The organism is Solidesulfovibrio sp. C21 (assembly GCF_047785625.1).
In the GTDB taxonomy this organism is placed as follows: domain Bacteria; phylum Desulfobacterota; class Desulfovibrionia; order Desulfovibrionales; family Desulfovibrionaceae; genus Solidesulfovibrio.
In genome coordinates this window covers 1-15,695 of record NZ_JBLODY010000025.1, presented here as the reverse complement: position 1 = coordinate 15,695, position 15,695 = coordinate 1, and the positions used below count along the sequence as shown (strand labels likewise).

The 15,695-nt window shown below is 65.7% G+C and carries 8 protein-coding genes and 2 tRNA genes; 4 read left to right on the top strand and 6 right to left on the bottom strand.

Annotated elements, in window-relative coordinates; translation table 11 throughout:
• Nucleotides 1-3: 3 nt before the first annotated feature.
• Both ACMZ6R_RS09575 and ACMZ6R_RS09570 read right to left on the bottom strand, forming a co-directional pair.
• Nucleotides 4-900, bottom strand: a complete 897-nt coding sequence (locus ACMZ6R_RS09575) for a respiratory chain complex I subunit 1 family protein (protein WP_416110771.1) — start codon at nucleotides 898-900, stop codon at nucleotides 4-6.
• 3 nt (nucleotides 901-903) lie between these two features.
• Nucleotides 904-2,883, bottom strand: coding sequence for a proton-conducting transporter membrane subunit (locus ACMZ6R_RS09570; RefSeq protein WP_416110769.1), 1,980 nt, complete (start codon nucleotides 2,881-2,883; stop codon nucleotides 904-906).
• Nucleotides 2,884-4,601: 1,718 nt separating this feature from the next.
• Between ACMZ6R_RS09570 and ACMZ6R_RS09565 the strand changes: the two genes are divergently transcribed.
• Entirely contained in the window at nucleotides 4,602-4,811 is a 210-nt protein-coding gene (locus ACMZ6R_RS09565; protein WP_416110767.1) for a TOBE domain-containing protein, read from the top strand.
• A gap of 246 nt (nucleotides 4,812-5,057) precedes the next feature.
• On the opposite strand, the gene ACMZ6R_RS09560 is transcribed toward ACMZ6R_RS09565, so the two are convergent.
• Together ACMZ6R_RS09560 and ACMZ6R_RS09555 are read right to left on the bottom strand one after the other, a co-directional pair.
• Nucleotides 5,058-5,134 (bottom strand) — tRNA-Asp (locus ACMZ6R_RS09560).
• Between the two features lie 10 nt (nucleotides 5,135-5,144).
• Nucleotides 5,145-5,220, bottom strand: a tRNA-Val gene (locus tag ACMZ6R_RS09555).
• Between the two features lie 137 nt (nucleotides 5,221-5,357).
• Here ACMZ6R_RS09555 and ACMZ6R_RS09550 point away from each other — a divergent pair.
• Nucleotides 5,358-6,209, top strand: a complete 852-nt coding sequence (locus ACMZ6R_RS09550) for an esterase/lipase family protein (protein ID WP_416110765.1) — start codon at nucleotides 5,358-5,360, stop codon at nucleotides 6,207-6,209.
• 102 nt (nucleotides 6,210-6,311) lie between these two features.
• Nucleotides 6,312-7,862: a sensor domain-containing diguanylate cyclase gene (locus ACMZ6R_RS09545; protein ID WP_416110763.1), complete on the top strand. Its 1,551-nt coding sequence runs from the start codon at nucleotides 6,312-6,314 to the stop codon at nucleotides 7,860-7,862.
• A 71-nt stretch (nucleotides 7,863-7,933) separates the two neighbouring features.
• Here the strand turns inward: ACMZ6R_RS09545 and ACMZ6R_RS09540 are convergent, their stop codons facing one another.
• Together ACMZ6R_RS09540 and ACMZ6R_RS09535 are read right to left on the bottom strand one after the other, a co-directional pair.
• Nucleotides 7,934-9,184 (bottom strand): type IV pilus twitching motility protein PilT, encoded by a 1,251-nt coding sequence (locus ACMZ6R_RS09540; protein WP_416110761.1) that lies wholly within the window; start codon nucleotides 9,182-9,184, stop codon nucleotides 7,934-7,936.
• A gap of 11 nt (nucleotides 9,185-9,195) precedes the next feature.
• The gene (locus tag ACMZ6R_RS09535; RefSeq protein WP_416110759.1) at nucleotides 9,196-14,664 is read right to left on the bottom strand and encodes an alpha-2-macroglobulin family protein; all 5,469 of its coding nucleotides are present in this window, start codon (nucleotides 14,662-14,664) and stop codon (nucleotides 9,196-9,198) included.
• A 125-nt stretch (nucleotides 14,665-14,789) separates the two neighbouring features.
• Between ACMZ6R_RS09535 and ACMZ6R_RS09530 the strand changes: the two genes are divergently transcribed.
• Nucleotides 14,790-15,659: a hypothetical protein gene (locus ACMZ6R_RS09530; protein WP_416110757.1), complete on the top strand. Its 870-nt coding sequence runs from the start codon at nucleotides 14,790-14,792 to the stop codon at nucleotides 15,657-15,659.
• The last annotated feature ends 36 nt before the right edge of the window (nucleotides 15,660-15,695 follow it).

The following is a 15,695-nucleotide window of genomic DNA, read 5'->3' as shown; positions in this document are numbered from 1 at the left end:
CGCCTACCTCCAGAGCGTCAGGACCAGGGACAGGGCGGCCAAGGCCCCGGCCCCGCCGAGAAGGCGCGGCACGCGCACAAGCCGCAGCCGGGCCATGATCGACTCCACCACGCCGACGACGACCGCCGCGACCAGCATGGCGACAAGCCACCCTCCCCAGGCGGCCAGCGGCGGCAGGCCGGCCAAAGGCACCAAACAGCCGACGACCAGGGCGCAAAAAAGCCAGAGCTTCAGGGCCGCGCCGTACACGATGGCGGCCATGTCCGGGCCGCTGTGGTCGAGGACCATGACCTCGTGGATCATGGTCAGCTCCAGGTGGGTGTTGGGGTCGTCCACCGGCAGGCGGGAGTTTTCCGTCAGAAGCAGCACGAACAGCACGGCCGGGACGAAAAATTCCTCGGGCGCGAAAACCCGGCCCGGCCCGGCGAGCATGGCCGAGAGCGACAGGCCGTCGGTCTGGCTGGCCAGACACAGAAAGCATAAAAAGAGCACCGGCTCGGCCAGGGCGGAAAAGACGGCCTCGCGGCTGGCCCCCATGCCCTCGAAGCTCGAACCCGTGTCGAGGGCGGCCAGCACCAGAGCCAGCCGGGAGAGCCCGAGCAGATAGGCCATGAGCATGAAATCCCCGGCAAACCGCACGGGCGCGGGCTCGCCGCCGGCCGGGACCAGGGCCAGGGCGCAGGCCACGGCGGCCAGGGACACGGTCGGGCCGGCGACGAACATCCAGGACGCGGTGTTGCTTATGACCGCGCCTTTGCGGGCAAGTCTGGCCAGATCGAAGTAGGTCTGGAGCAGCGGACGTCCCTGCCTGCCGGCGAAGCGGGCCTTGACGCGGTTTATGACGCCAAGGAGCAGGGGGGCCAGAAGCAGGGCCAGGAGGGGATGGATGAAGGACTGCATGGCTTAGAGTTTCCAGGCCAGAAGCAGGACCACCGTGGCCAGGATGTAGAGGATGTAGAGGTGGACCCGGCCGTGCTGCACCACCTTGAGGCTGTCGCAGACCCGGGCCGCCAGCTCGAAAGCCGGTGTGAAGACCGATGTTTTGAGTCGGTCCGGGGCGGTGACCGTCAGCCGGGCCCGGACCGGAAACCAGCCTGGGGCCATGTCCAGGCGGCTTTTTTGGCCCATGGGGCCGGACAGGATCCTGGCCGCCGGCTCGACGAACGAGGCCGCGCCGTACTGGATACGGGCGGTGGGGGCCAGGTAGCCGCAGCCCCAGGTGGGTTCCCGGCGCGTGCCGGCGGTGGCGAGCAGACGGTTTCGCAAAATGAGGATGGCCAGGATCAGGACGAGCAGGCCGCCAAGGACGGTCAGAACGCCCCACTGCATGCCCAGGGCGTCGGCCACGGCCTGCCGGGCCGGACCGGCGCTTTGGCCGGGAAAGGTGAGCGCGGCCTGGGCGGCAAGGTCGAAAAGCCGGGGTGCGCTTACGGCCGCTCCCACACAGCAGGCGGCCAGGGCGATGACCGGGGCCAGGGCGCCCGGGCCCGGGGCATGGGCCGTTGCCGCCGCCTTGGTGCGGGGCTCGCCGAGAAAGGCCAGGCCGTCGGCCTTGGCCAGGGCGGCCAGGGCGAAACCGCCCACAGCGGCCAGGGCGGCCATGGCCGCGGCAAAACCGGCCCGGGGCAGCAGTCCCGGCAGATCGAGGCCGTGAAACATGGCCATGGCCAGGGTCAGTTCGCCGGCGAAGCCGGCCAGGGGGGGGAGTCCCGCGATGCCGGCGGCGGCCAGGGCGAAGGCCGCGCCGACGACAGGCATGCGTTTGCCGAGGCCGCCGAGGTGGCTTAAGCGCACGCTGCCGACGCCGTGGAGCACCTCGCCGGCGCACAAAAAGAGCGTGCCCTTGAAGGCCGCGTGGTTGAGCATGTGGAAAAGCGCTCCGGCCAGCCCCAGCACGGCCACGGTCGGCGCGCCGGCGTGCAATCCCACGCAGCCGATGCCGAACCCGAGCAGGATGATGCCCATGTTCTCCACGCTGGAGTAGGCGAGCAGCCGCTTGAGGTTGCCCTGGGCCAGGGCCTGGAGGATGCCGGACAGGGCGGTGGCCAGGCCCAGGGCGATGAGCACCCAGCCCTGCCAGGGCGCGGCCGGGCCGATAAGCTCCAGGGCGCGCCACAGGCCGTAGAGCCCGGCGTTGATCATGGCCCCGGACAGCACGGCCGAAACATGGCTCGGCGCGGCCGGATGGGCCTCGGGCAGCCAGACGTGGAAAGGAACGAAGCCGGCCTTGGCCCCGAATCCGACCAGGGCCAGCACGAAAAGGACGGCCGGCGCGGCAAGCCCGCCGTGGGACAGGGACAGGCGGATGGCCGCGAATTCCGTTGCGCCCGTGCTTGCCCAAAGCAGTGTGAAAAAGGCGATGACGCAGACCGCGCCGAGATGGGCGGCTATCAGGTAGACCCAGGAGGCTTCGCGCACGTCCGCTTCTTCGTCGTGGTGGGCGATGAGGAAAAACGGGGCCAGGGACATGATTTCCCAGGCCAGAAGAAAGCAGATGGCGTCCCGGGCGGTCATGACCAGGACAAGGCCGGCCAGAAGCAGGTTGTAGAAAAACCAGTGGGTGCCGGTGCGGTCCGTGCCGCCGTGTTCAGCGGCCAGGGCGGCCGCGCCGGAGGCGGCGCAGATGGCGCCGAGCACGCACACCGGCAGCAGGAAAAGCCGGCTGACCGGATCGAGCCCCAGCGAGAGCGCGCCCATGGGCAGGCCCCAGGGCAGAAGCATGGTGAGAAAACTATTGAAGGGACCGGACAGCACGGCGGCCAGGGTGGCCAGACAGCCCAGCACCGCGCCCGCCGCGCCGACGGCATTGCCCTTTTGGCGCAGGCCCAGGACGAGCAGGCCGCTTGCGATGAAAAGCGCGACGGCGACGAGAAGCCACTCCACGGGAAAAACCTCGCATGAAGGCCTTTTCTCGCGGAGATGCGCCTTCGGCCCGGAATTATGGAAAGAAATAACCGCTATGCTTGTTGCGTGACGCTGTCAATGCGGCGGCGGCGCGTGACGGGGAAAGGCCTGCGGTTGCAGGGCCCCTTGCGGTCAAAAGGCGCGTCGCTCCAGTCGCGGCAGGCGAACGTCGCGGAGGACTTGCGAGCGCACCAACGTAAAAGGCCCCAGGGATGTTTTCCCTGAGGCCTTTGGCAGTGGTCGCAACCACTTTTGTGTCTGGCGGGGCCGACGAGACCCCGGATGAACGCATCACCCTGGCCGAAGAGACCAGCAGCTGGCAGGGCCTCGCCGGCGTCTGCTCAGCGGGGCGTTTTTTGCGTTTCGCATTTTTTCTTGGCAGGCCTCGCCAGCATGGTTACTTTAAAAAAAATGCTTATATCTCATTTTCGAGTTCCCGAGGGATGGTCATAATCTTACCTGATCGATACGGTCCGAGGGCCGCTCTATGCAGAAGAAAATTTTCGCTTTGTGTCTATGCAGCCTCCTGCTATCGGCAAGCGCGGCTGTTGCGCAACCGAGATGGGGGCCAAGACATGGGTACGGTCCTGGTCCTGGTGTCGGCGTAGCACTCGGTGCCGGCATTCTGGGCGGAGTGGTTGGCGGACTGCTGGCAGCACCGTATTACGCTCCCCCGCCCCCGGTTTATGTAGCACCGCCGCCGCCTGGGTATTACCCACCTCCTCCTGGATATTACCCGCCGCCGCCTGGGTATTATTATCCACCGCCACCTCCATATGGGTGGTAGCGCAAATTTTTTATTGAAACGGCTCCTGATTCAGGGGCCGTTTCGTGTTTCTGGCAGGGATCGATCCCCTCTCCCCGAGGCTCAAGGGGCCGCCCGCGAGGTCGGGCTTGCTGATAATCGATCCGAATTGCTTTGAGGCGCACAAACAAAGACCTCGCCCAGCTTTTTTAGAGCCAAGCGAGGTCGTTATTTCGTCATTTTTCAGCGTTGCCGCATATTTTCCAGTTCGTTTCTACAATTTTTTCGTCGGTTCTTACCCGCATTCTAGACGATCAGAAAAGTCTTATCGTCTGATCGGCCTTGGTGCAGCACCTCGGGGCCTTCTTGGCTCGGCGACTCATTTCGCCTGCTATGCAAGTTCGTACCCCATCGGCTTCTAACCCCCATCTGGAGTTCCTGCATCGGCGCTCTCCTTCGAGATTGCCTTCCAGTGTAGAGATAAGGCTCTCTACTCCATTGTAAAGCGAAATCAGACAAATACTTCACACGGCAGGATGGGCGCGCAGACCAATCCGGTGGGGCGGGATTATTTACCGGGCAGGAGGCGCTTCATGCGGTCGGCATGGACCTTGGCCGCCGGCTGGTAGGAATAGCCGCGGCACGGACGATGGTATCGCCCTCGTGGGCGCAGGCTGTGACCGCAAAAGGTGGACGCCAACGAGCGCGCCACCCGCAGCTGCCAACAGTCCGAAGTATGTATTTTGCTGGAATCCACAAGAAGCATAGTGAATTTAATGTAATATTTGAGGGGATTTTATTTGTAATGGTAATAATACAATATCTTTTAAGCTATGTGTTACATATGGCGTAAAAATAAAGTCGATAAATCTGGTCAAAACACTGGCAATCCCCTCAAACCGTGGTATGAAGAGAAAGTTTCCAGAAACCACGAACCAAAGGATTGAGCGATATGAAAGTCAGCGCCCGCAATCTTATTCCCGGCACCGTCAAAAAGGTCAACATCGGTATGGTCAATGCCGAAGTCATCATCGAGGCCGGGCACGGTGTCGAAATTATTTCCATCATCACGAAGGAATCGGCCGAGCGTATGGGCCTGAAAGAGGGCTCCAAGGTCAAAGCCATGGTCAAGGCCTCCAGCGTCATGGTCGTCACCGACTAGACACTCCGCCTTCCCCCGCCATTTGAAAGGTCCCGCAGCATTGAGCTGCGGGACCTTTTTCTCTACGTCCTGGCCTGTCTGGTCGTTGCGGGAACGGTACGTGGAAAAGCTTGATTCGGCCCGTCCGTTTTTGAAGGTTTTGCGGCGCAAACGTGCGGAGAACGTACATTTGAACGTACCAACGTAAAAGGCCCCAGGGATATTTTCCCTGAGGCCTTTGGAAGTGGTCGCAACCACTTTTGTGTCTGGCGGGGCCGACGAGACTCGAACTCGCGCCCTCCGGCGTGACAGGCCGGCGTTATAACCAACTTAACTACGACCCCGCATGATCTTTGGTAGGCGGAACAGGACTCGAACCTGTGACCCTCGGCTTGTAAGGCCGATGCTCTCCCAGCTGAGCTACCCGCCCGCCCGGCGAGACACGGTATCTACGCAGGGCCCGTCCCGACGTCAACAAGTTTTTTCAAAAAATTTTGACCCAGGTGCATTTTTATTGCGATTCCGGTAGGCTGGAAACATCATCCAACCGCTGCCGGAGGCGCTGCCGTGACGCTTGTCGTTTGGCTTTTGACCGTTGTCTTCCTCGTATCCGCCGCCGTGACCGCGCTGACCACGGTTTTTTCCCTCTCCGCGGCCGCCCACCATGGCGCGCCCGGATTCCTGCTGCGTCCGTGCCGTCATCGCCGCGCCGCCTGTCGGCTCTACGGCATTGTCACCGGTCTGGCCAGCCAGTGCGTCATGCTGCTGACCTATCCCCTGGGGCCCTTTGTCGGCCGCCCGCCGGCGCGCGCCCCGGACCCGGGCGCGCCGACCGTGGTCTGCCTGCACGGGCTTTACCACAATGCCGCCGCTTTTCTCCTCGTTCGACCCGTGTTGGCCCGGTATGGCCTGAGGCGCGTGCTGTGCCTGTCCTACCGGAGCCTGGGCCCGGATTTCGAGGCGGTGGCGACGGCGCTTGCCGCCCGGGTGCGCCGGGAAGCGCCCGGGGAGGGACCGCTTCTCTTTCTTGGCCACAGCCTGGGCGGGCTTATGGCCCGGCGGATCATGGCCGAGGCTGACATCGCCAGGCGCACCCGGGCCGCCGTCACCCTGGGCACGCCGCACCGGGGAAGCACCCTGGCCAGGCTGGCCCTGGGCCGGCTGGGGCGCGGGCTGATTCCCGAAAGTCCGCTTTTTCCCGCTCTCGACGCCCTGCCCGATCCTCCGGGCGCGGTGCTTTTGTCCCTGGCCTCGCCGGTGGACAACATGGTCATGCCCCTTGCCGGGCTGGCCGTGGGGCGTCCGGGCTGGACCGAGGAGGCCTGCCCGCCGGTATCCCACGTGGCCATGCTCTATGTCCCCGCCGTGGCGCGTCGGGCGGCGGCCTTTCTCTCCGGCGTGGCTGCTCCCGTCCGGTAACATGTTCATGAACCGCAGCTTGGGCTTGTCCTTCGCACGAATATTGGGCTACGCTCGTTCGTCCCAGCACTTTTATGATCCGTGATCGACGGGGATGCCCTTATGGGAAAAAACGAATCCGCCCGCATCGGCTTTCGTGTCTGGCTTTTGGTCCTGACGATCTTCGCCTGCGTCCCCATGCTGCTTTTTTCCGTCATCTCCCTGGGCCTGCTTCTGAACAGCCAGGGCGAGGTCGAACGGGACCGGCTGCGTCGGGCGGCGGCCTCATTGGCCGGGACCCTGGAGCGCCATCTTGCCGCCAGGGCCAGCATGCTGACCGCCATCGCCAATTCGGCGGCCGCGAAAGACGGCGACCTGCGCCTGATTTACGAGCATGCCGCCAGGCTTGTGCGGCAATACCCCCGGCTTGCCTCCATCATACTGGTCGATGAATCCGGACGCACTGCCTTTAGCACGCTACACGCGCTCGGCACCCCTTTGCCCGAAACCCATGCCATGGATTTGCTGCGGTATACTCTGCAAACGGGGCAGGCGCAGGTTTCGGGCGTCTTTGAAGGGACGATATCCCACCGCAAGGTCACGGTGCTGGGCGTTGCGCTCACGATGGATTCCGGAGCGCGGTATTGCCTGGAAGATGTCCTGCCCGTGGTCGAACTCGAGGCGATTTTGGCCCAACAGCATTTGGGCGAGGCCTGGACAAGCGCCATTTACGGGGCGGGGGGCGACATCATTGCCTGCCATGGCCCGCGCCTTCTCGTCGGCGAGGCCCCGGCGGACGACCAGGGAAACGCAACGGCCACGAAGAGGCCAATCGAGCATGTCTGCGAAGCCCTGGACGGCACACTCGTGGAGACCTCCCTGGCCGGCGTGGGCCAGTGGGGCTGGACCGTTGCCGTCAGCGTGCCCCAGGAGTCCTTTGCCGCGCCGCTTCGCCGTTTGCTGGTGAAGATCAGCCTGGCCGGCGCGCTTTGCCTTCTCTCCGCGATTTTGGCCTCGTTCTGGCTGGCCCGTCGCCTCAGCCGCGACGTGAGCCGTCTGGCCACGGCCTCGGCCGCCCTGGCCGGCGGCTCGTCCAGTCTCGACGGGGGCGTTATCATCCGGGAGATGGGCGAGGTGCGGGCCTGCCTCTGGGCCGCCCACGAGCGGGAGGAGCTGGCCCTGCACGATCCCCTGACCGGGCTTGCCGGCAGGACGCGCTTCTGGGAACTGGCTCGTGAACTGGAAGGGCGCGTCAAGGACGACCCGAGCCTGGGGTTGGCCGTCATGTTCATCGATCTCGACGGGTTCAAACACGTCAACGACCACCATGGCCATGCGCGGGGGGATTGGATCCTGCAGCGCACGGCCGCGGCCCTGCGCGAGAGCCTTCGCGATACGGACGTTGCCGGGCGGCTCGGCGGCGACGAATTCGTGGTCAGCCTGATCGCCGGCAGGGGGCAGTTGCGTCAGGCGGCCACCTCCATCGCCGAACGCATCGTGTCCAGGGTCCGAAACCTCGGCTACGGCATCGGTTGCAGTATCGGCGTGTCGCTGTGCCGGAATTGCCCGCCCAATCTGGAGCGCTCCCTCAGTCTGGCCGACCAGGCCATGTACGAGGCCAAGGCCCTGGGGAAAAACCGCTACGTCGTGCGCGAGGACACGGCCGGAGGCTGAGGCGGCCGCGCGTCGCGTTTCTGTGTGCTCTCGCCGCAATGCGTCGGCGTCCCTTTCGGGGACGCGATCCTTCAGGGCATGGACTTGCGCATCTGGGCCACCAGTTCCTCCAGGGGCAGGTCGTCGTCGATGCGGTAGGGACCGTTTAAGGGGGCTTCGGTCGGCCGGGCGGGCGCGACGAACGTCTGGCCGGCCGGCGGCTCGGGCGCGCCGTTTTTAGCCGGGGCCGGTTCGGGGCAAGGCGCCGCCGGGGCGAGCTGGGGCGCTTCCATGGGGCGGACGTGGGCCGGGGTGTTGGGGCTTGGCCGGAAGGCCAGGGTCGGTGGCGTGAGCCGGGCCTTCTGGTCCAGGAATTCCTCCCGGTAGCGCTCGAAGGTGAACATGCCTTCGTTGCGGCCGGCCTGTTGGATGCCTTCGAGCTGGTTGAGGCGGTTTTCCCGGATCACGTTTTTGACCGAACTGCTGGTGCGCACGATGGACAGCACCGGCGCGCGAAATCCCACCCTGGCCAGCACCTCCATGCGTTGCACCACCACCGCCGCCAGGCATGAGGCGATCTGGGCCCGGGCATATTCCTGGGAGCCTTCGCCGTAGGCGTTGCACAGCCGCAGGAGCGCCTCCTCGGACGTGCCGGCGTGCAGGGTGGCGATGACCACGTGCCCGGCCTCGGCGGCGTTGACGGTCAGGCGCATGGTCTCGGGGTCGCGCAGCTCGCCCACCATGATGACGTCGCCATCCTCGCGCAGCACGTCCTGCAAGCCCTGCTCGAAGGAGAGGAAATGCGCGCCGAGCTCCCGCTGGTCCACGAGCGCCTTGCCCGAAGCGAAGCGGTATTCGATGGGGTCTTCGAGGGTGATGATGTGGCAGGAGCGGGTCTCGTTTATTTCCCGGATCAGGGCCGCGATGGTGGTGGATTTGCCGTTGCCCGTCGGGCCGCAGATGAGGATCAGGCCATGGGGAAGCGCGCACAGGTCGCGCAGGGACGGGTGGAGGTTCAGGGCCTCGAAGTCCGGGATGACCGAGGGCAGAAAGCGCACGGCCAAGCCTAGCCCGTCGGCGGAATAGAAGGCGTTGAGCCGCATCTGGGCGTCATGAAGATAGGACGAGAAGTCAAGTGACCAGCGTTCGGCCAGCATCCGGCGCTGGCGGTCGGTTGTCAGTTCGCGCAGCAGGGCCTCCAACTCCGCCGTGTCGAAAACGATATCCCGTTGGAAGTGGAGATGGCCGTTGCGGCGCACCGCGGCGGGCTGACCGGCCCGGATATGCAGGTCGGTGATGCCGTTTTTGACGCAGGTACTGACGAGTCGGGTGAATTTTTCCATGTCGGGCCTGATCATTTGGTCGGGGTGGTGACGGTGAGGCGGGACAACTCGCCGCTGGCCCGCAGTTCCGGGGCGTACATGGCCTCGGCCTGGGCCGGGGGCACGATGAAGCTGCCGGGGGTGACGGCCCGCAACAGGGCGTAATAGGCATGCCACTTGTCGTCGGGCAGGTCGGTGAAAAGAAGCGTGCGGTCGTCGCGCATGTCGAGGTAGCCGGCATCCGTTTTTTCGTCGGCTTCCATCCAGGGCAGGCGCTCGGTGGTGGAAAGACGCGGGTTTTCCACCTCCAACCCCGCCGGCAGCAGGTTTTCGAGCACCACGTTGGATACCGGCCCGGCCGTGGCCCGAACGGCGAACTTGACCACGATGAGCGCGCCCTGGGGCACGGCGTCGAGGTTTACGGGCTGGCCGCCCCGGGTGAGGTAGGTCCTGTCGATGGTTAGCCCCGTGGCCTGGGGCGCGTAGGCCGCCTGGGTGGGGATGGCCCGGGTGCGCACGGAATAGGCGCAGGCCCCGGGGGTGAATCCCTGGTTGACCGCGAAGCGCAGGTCGCCGGACTGGGGCAGGCCATGCAGGCTCACGACCTTGTTGCTGGAGAAATCCGACAGCACGCCCGTGCCGGCGTAGAGCACGCCGGAGAAGGGCGGCTTGGCCTTCTGCCTGGCGTGGAACTTGCCGAGGGCCAGCAGGGCGAAGGCGTTTTCCTGGGTGGAAGGGTAGGGCTCGCCCTCGAGCAGCCGGCCTACGTCCTCGGCCAGGCTCATGATCCTCGGGTCCGCCGGCACGGCGTCGAGCAGGGCGGAGAGGAACAGCGCCTTGTCGCGCAGCGTCGAACCCAGGTTGCCGCCGGTCTCCTTGTGCGGCTCGCCGGCCGGGACGGGACCCGAAAGCAGCATGTCCGCGGTGCGGGTGTTGCCGACGGCCGCGTAGGCCGCGCCGAGAAGCCCCCGGGCCTCGGCCGGGAGCCTCTTGGCCTGGCTGTCGCGCAGGTTGTCCATGGCCCCGATGTCGGCCCGTCCGGCCTTGGCCTCCACGTACAGGGCATAGGCGGCCAGGGTGAGGCCGGCCGGCTTGGACAGGTCCGCCTCGCGGCCGGTCTCTCCGGCGAAGGCCAGGGCCTGGGACATGACCCCCGGGTCCACCGGATAGCCGGCCCGTCCCGCCTCGGCCAGGAAGTTGGCGGCGTACAGGCTCATCCAGGCCTGGGGCTCGTTGCCGCCGGGCCACATGGAAAAGCCGCCGTTATAGAGCTGCATGCCGGTGACGCGGCGGATGGCCGACTGGACCATGGCCTGGGGCGTGGCCGACGTGAACGCGCCGGGCGCCATGGCCTGGGCCAGATCGGCGAAGTAGAGGAGCGGAAAGGCCCGGGACACGGTCTGCTCCAGGCAGCCGTACGGATAGCCGAGCAGGGCTTTCAGGTTGCCGGTGAAGCGGATGAGCGGAAAGCGGCCCACGGTGACGTCGATGCGGGCCGTGCCGGGGAGAAATTCCCCGGAGGCCAAGTTCGGCACGGTCAGCTCGGCCGTTTCCAGGGCCCCGGAGCGCACGGTGGTGCGCGGCGGCAGCGGCGAGCGCACCGCCACTTGCGCCGTGTCCGCCGAGGATTCGCCCCCGCCGGAGACGGCCACGTCGAAAGCGGCCACGCCCTCGGCGTTGCCCACGGTCACGGGGAATTCCACGGTTGCCGTGCCGCCGGAGGCGATGTCCACGTTGCGGGTGGGATCGGTCACGGTGACCGGTCCGGCGGCGGTGAGGCTTATGACGAAAGAGCCGGCCTTGCCGGTGTCGTTTCGCACCGTGACCGGAATTTTGGCCGCGTCGCCAAAGGAGAGAAAGCGCGGGAACGACGGCAGCAGCACCAGCGGGCTTTTGACCAGCGTTTTGGCCTCTGTCCCGGCGAAACGCCGTCCCGAGATGCCGACGGCCATGAGCCGCACCTGCCCCTGGAATTCGGGGATGTCGAAGCTGACCAGCGCCTTGCCCGTGGGGCCGACCGCCACCGGGCCGGACCAGTAGGCCACGGTGCGGCGGGCCGGGCTTTGGGTGCGCACGAAATTGGACAGGTCGTCCGTGCCGTCGCCGCCGCCGGCCAAGGCCTTGCCCATAAGCGGCGGCACCTCGGGCAGAAGCAGCGAGAAGGTGTCGTAGGTTTGCACCTGCAACTGGCGCTTGGCGTACAAGGCAGCGAAGGGATCGGGCGTTTTCTGGGCGATGAGCTGCAAGATGCCCTCGTCCACGGCGGCTACGGTGACGAGGCTGCCGGGCGGGGCCGAGACCTCGGCCGTGAGCTTGCCGTTTGGCCGCATGGCCTCCGGGGCGGCGAGGGTCAGCGGCAGCCGGCCCGAGGCCCGGTCCACGAACATCGGCGCCGCGCCGTAGGCCCGCGACGGCGTGTCGGCGGTGACATTCGCCGCCTGGCGCACCAGGGTCGCGGTCACGTACACGCCCGGCATGTACGCGGCCTTGACCGGCACCTCGATCTGGCCGGTGTTGCCGGCGAGGTCGAGGATCTGCACGTCGTGCACGTCCGAGCCTTCCACGGTGACCAGAAGCTTGCCGGCAAAGGGGGCGCGCACTTGGAACCGGGCGGTCTCGCCCGAGGCGTATTCGGCTTTGTCCGGGACAAGCTCCAGGCGGGCCGGATTTTCCACGGCCCAGGGCGAGTAGCCGAAGCCGCCGGCGTAGAATTCCAGCTGGGAGGTGGCCCCGGACTCGGGATCGGCCAGGGTCAGCCGGTAGCTGCCGAAGGACGGCGGCGTGAATTCCACGGCTCCCTTGCCGCCCGGGGCGTCCACGGTCCTGACGTCCACGGTCCGGGGATCGCGCACGGATTCGTACTTGAACGAGCCGTCCGGGCCCTTGCGCAGCACCGTCTGCCAGCGGTCGCGGTACAGCGTGGCCGTGAGTCCCTTGGCGGGGGTGGGCTTGCCCTCGGGAGTCACCACCACGTACTCGAAACGCACGGGCTTGCCTGGGACGGTGGCGTCGCTTTTGAGGCGCTTTATGCCCGGAAAAGTGGCGTAAACGTGGACCGGCAGCTTGGCCATGCCCGTCACGCCCCGTCCGCCGCCCTCGCGTACCCGGGCCGTGACGATGGCGGTCAGCGCCGCCGGCGGGTTCAGGTCGACCGGCAGGTCCGCCGTGTAGGAAGCCTTGCCGCCGGCGTCCAGGTTGCCGGTTTCCTCCAGGATTTCCGTGTCCTCGAAGCTGCGTTGCGGGTCGCCGAACACGTAGTCGCCAAAGCCCTTGGGGGCGAAGGCCGCCTTGATCAGCCGCACCCGGGCCTCGACCGGCAGGTCGGAACCCGGCGCGCCGAAGAGGTAGCGTCCGGCCACCGTGAAGGTGAGCGGTTTGCCGGCCTGTCCCGCCTGTTCGTCGGGATTGACGGCAACGCTGATGCGGTCGGGAACGAAATCCTCCACCTGGAAGCGGTACTGGCCGATGACCGTGTCCGCGACCACGAGGTCGATGGTGTAGGCCCCGGTGAGCGTCTGGACGGGCAGGGGCTGGTGCAGGGAGATCGTGCCCTTGGCCCCGGTCACCACGGTCTTTTCGCTCAATTTGCGGCCCTGCGGGTCGCTTAGGCGCAGGGTCACGGGCATGGACGGCGGCAGGCCGAGCCGCGTGTCGCGCACCACGGCCAGCCCCTCGAGGGTCTCGCCCGGGCGGTAGATGTCGCGCTCGCCGTACACGAAGGCGGTGTAGCCGGCCTCGGGCATGACCTTGCCGGAAACGTCGAGGCCGGTGGTGTCCACCTGGAACCGGTCGTAGAGCAGGTAGCTTCTGTCCGCGCCCTTTTGCACCATGATGAGGTAGGGCCGCTTGTCGCGAAGCGTTTTGGGACTGATTTTGGCCCGGAAAAGCCCCTTGGCGTCGGTCGTGCCGGCGGCCAGTTCCTGGTTCTGGTAGGACAGCACCCGCACGTTGGCCCCGGCCACGGGAGCCAGCGTGGAATAGGAAGCCGTCCAGACGAGCAGGTCGCCAAGCCCCTGCTTGGCCACGATGCCGATGTCGGTCATAAGCACGTAGCGCTGGAAGCCCTGGAACTTGCCGGGCACATTGACGGCCACGCGGTAGAGGCCCGGTTCATGGCCCTGGATGTATTTCTCCAGGTTGACCGGCGTGAGCACGGCGGCATTGCTTTTATAGCGCAGGGGAACGCGGCCGTTATAGATGCGGTCGCCCAGGCTGCCGTTGACCGCGCCGCCGCCGGACTCGTCGTCGAAGACGGAGTAGTCCATGGAAAAAAGCGGAAACAGGTTGTTGTAATAGACGCGGTCCACGGAAAGCTCGGCCGCGTTGGTGTTGATGCTCTTGATGGCCAGGTTCTTGTAGCCGTTTTTGGACAGGAAAATGCCCTGGTCCCGGAAATCCACGGACGGTTCCAGGTCGGGGATGCGCACCGTGCGGGAAAACGCAGCCTCGAGCACCGCGCCATCGGCCGCGACAAGTCCCTTGTCCACGGTCACGACGTACTCGCGTCCCGGCTCGAACGCGCCGCTTATGACCAGATCCGCGCCGTCGGCACTCAGGTTCGTTTCCAGCGACGGCTCGATCCGGATGTGCCCGGCGGTCAGGTCGTTGGCCTCGACAGGCGTGGACAGGGTCAGCCGCAGGGTGGACGCGCCTTCCTCGGCGTCGGCCTTGATCCGCCGCAGGCGCAGATGCGGGTCCAGGGCCACCGGGATGACGGCCACGGCTTCGGTCGCAAGCTCGATGTCGCCCTTTTGGGGACGCAGGCCCGGCGTCACGACAATCTTGATGTCGCGCTGCTCGGCCGTTTTGACGATGGGTTCGGACACGAAACCGATTTTCTTGCTGGTAGAGGTGGTAGTCAGGGAAACAGGCACGGGCTTTTTCGGATTACGGGGATCGATCAGGGAAATGTGGTCGGCCAGGGCCTTGGGATCGACGGCGCGATTGAAGGCCGCCTCCCCCCGGACCACGACCATGGCCCCGCCCTCGGGCGCGGGTTCGAGGTGGCCTGTCAGGCGCGCCACCTCGAAGGAGCCGTAGGAGGCCTTCCAGACGTCCTGGCCGGCAAGCTCCTGGGGCGCGGCCAGAAAATCCTTGCCGGAAAAGGCGAACGTGTAGCTTTTGGCCTGGGCGAAGCCGTCTGTGGGCGCGAAACGCAGCATGTACGGGGAAACCCAGGTCCAGGTGCCGGACAGGGGCGGCTCGACGGTTGCCGGGGCGGTCGACAGGACGGTTCCTTCCTTGGCTCCGGCCACGGGACGGTCGAAAGCCACCAGCACGTAACGACCGCGTTCCGGGTCCATGCCGAGGCCGGCCACACGGACGGCGTCGTGCGCGGCCGGGGCCCCGGACGCGGGGGACTGGGCGACCTGGCCCGGCTGCGGAGCCTTGGCCGGACCGCGTATCAGGAGGACAAATTCCCCCAGGGCGATGCACATGAGCACCACGATGACGATGTTTTTCACGTTGGCGCGACGGTCGCCGGGGGTCTTTTCGTTCATGCCGTCCTCCCGTCTATCCACTCATACCCATGTGTCGTTTTTTTTCAACCATGCGGCGGGGAACTTATTCAGTTGCAAAATAAATCCTGTCTGTTACCGAAAGCCATGCCCGCCAAGGAGGTCCCATGCGTCGATTGCATTGCACCCTTTTGACCCTTAGCCTTTTCGTCAGCGGCCTCTGCTGCGCTCCGGCCCTGGCCGTGACCGCCCAGGAAACCGGAAAGAAAACACTGTACGGAATGTTCAAGCAGACCCAGGAAGGCGGCATCGTTTTCCTCGATCCGCAAGAGACCGGCGTGGTCTATCTGCCATTCGATTCGTCGTCCAGCATGAGCGGCTATATCGATATACAGGTCCAGGTCCAAGGCGAGATCCGCGACTCGTTTAATCGCAACGGCAAGACCTATCGCGTGTTGACCGTCAGTTCCATCCATCCTCTGACGGCGGAATACGGTTCCACGACAGCCCAATCCGGCCGGAACATCGGCCTGCCCGGCACCGAAACGGCCGATGTGCATACCTATCAGAACAAGACCTGCTACCTGTACGATCGGTATGCGGTGCTCGAAACCTTGGCGGATTATTCCAACGGCCATACGTTGCGGGTGGTCTCGCGTACGACCGCCGACAATCCCTCGGCCGTGTGCGAAAACCTGCAAGGTACGCCGCTTTTCGAGATCCCGAACGGCGGAGATTTCACCTTCGCCGGCTTGTCGGGCGACACGCTCTTCGTGGAAAACGGCAAGCCCAGCGCCCTGCACGGGCTCATGGCCGTCAATCTGGCCCGGCAAAAACAAACCCTCGACGCCACCGTCCTGCCCGGAGCGGCCGTGAGCAAGGGAACCCTCCACTATACGGAGAACTTCAACGCGCTCAAATCCTGCCCGGCCGGCACCACGCCCATGCACAAGATGTCCCTCGACCTGGCCAACGGAAGGATACAAAGTTTGGGCAGTGGGTTTTGCAAGGCGTCGGGGGAGGGGACCCCTTTTTGAAAAAAGGGGTTCCCTCCCCCGAACCCCCTCCCTCCC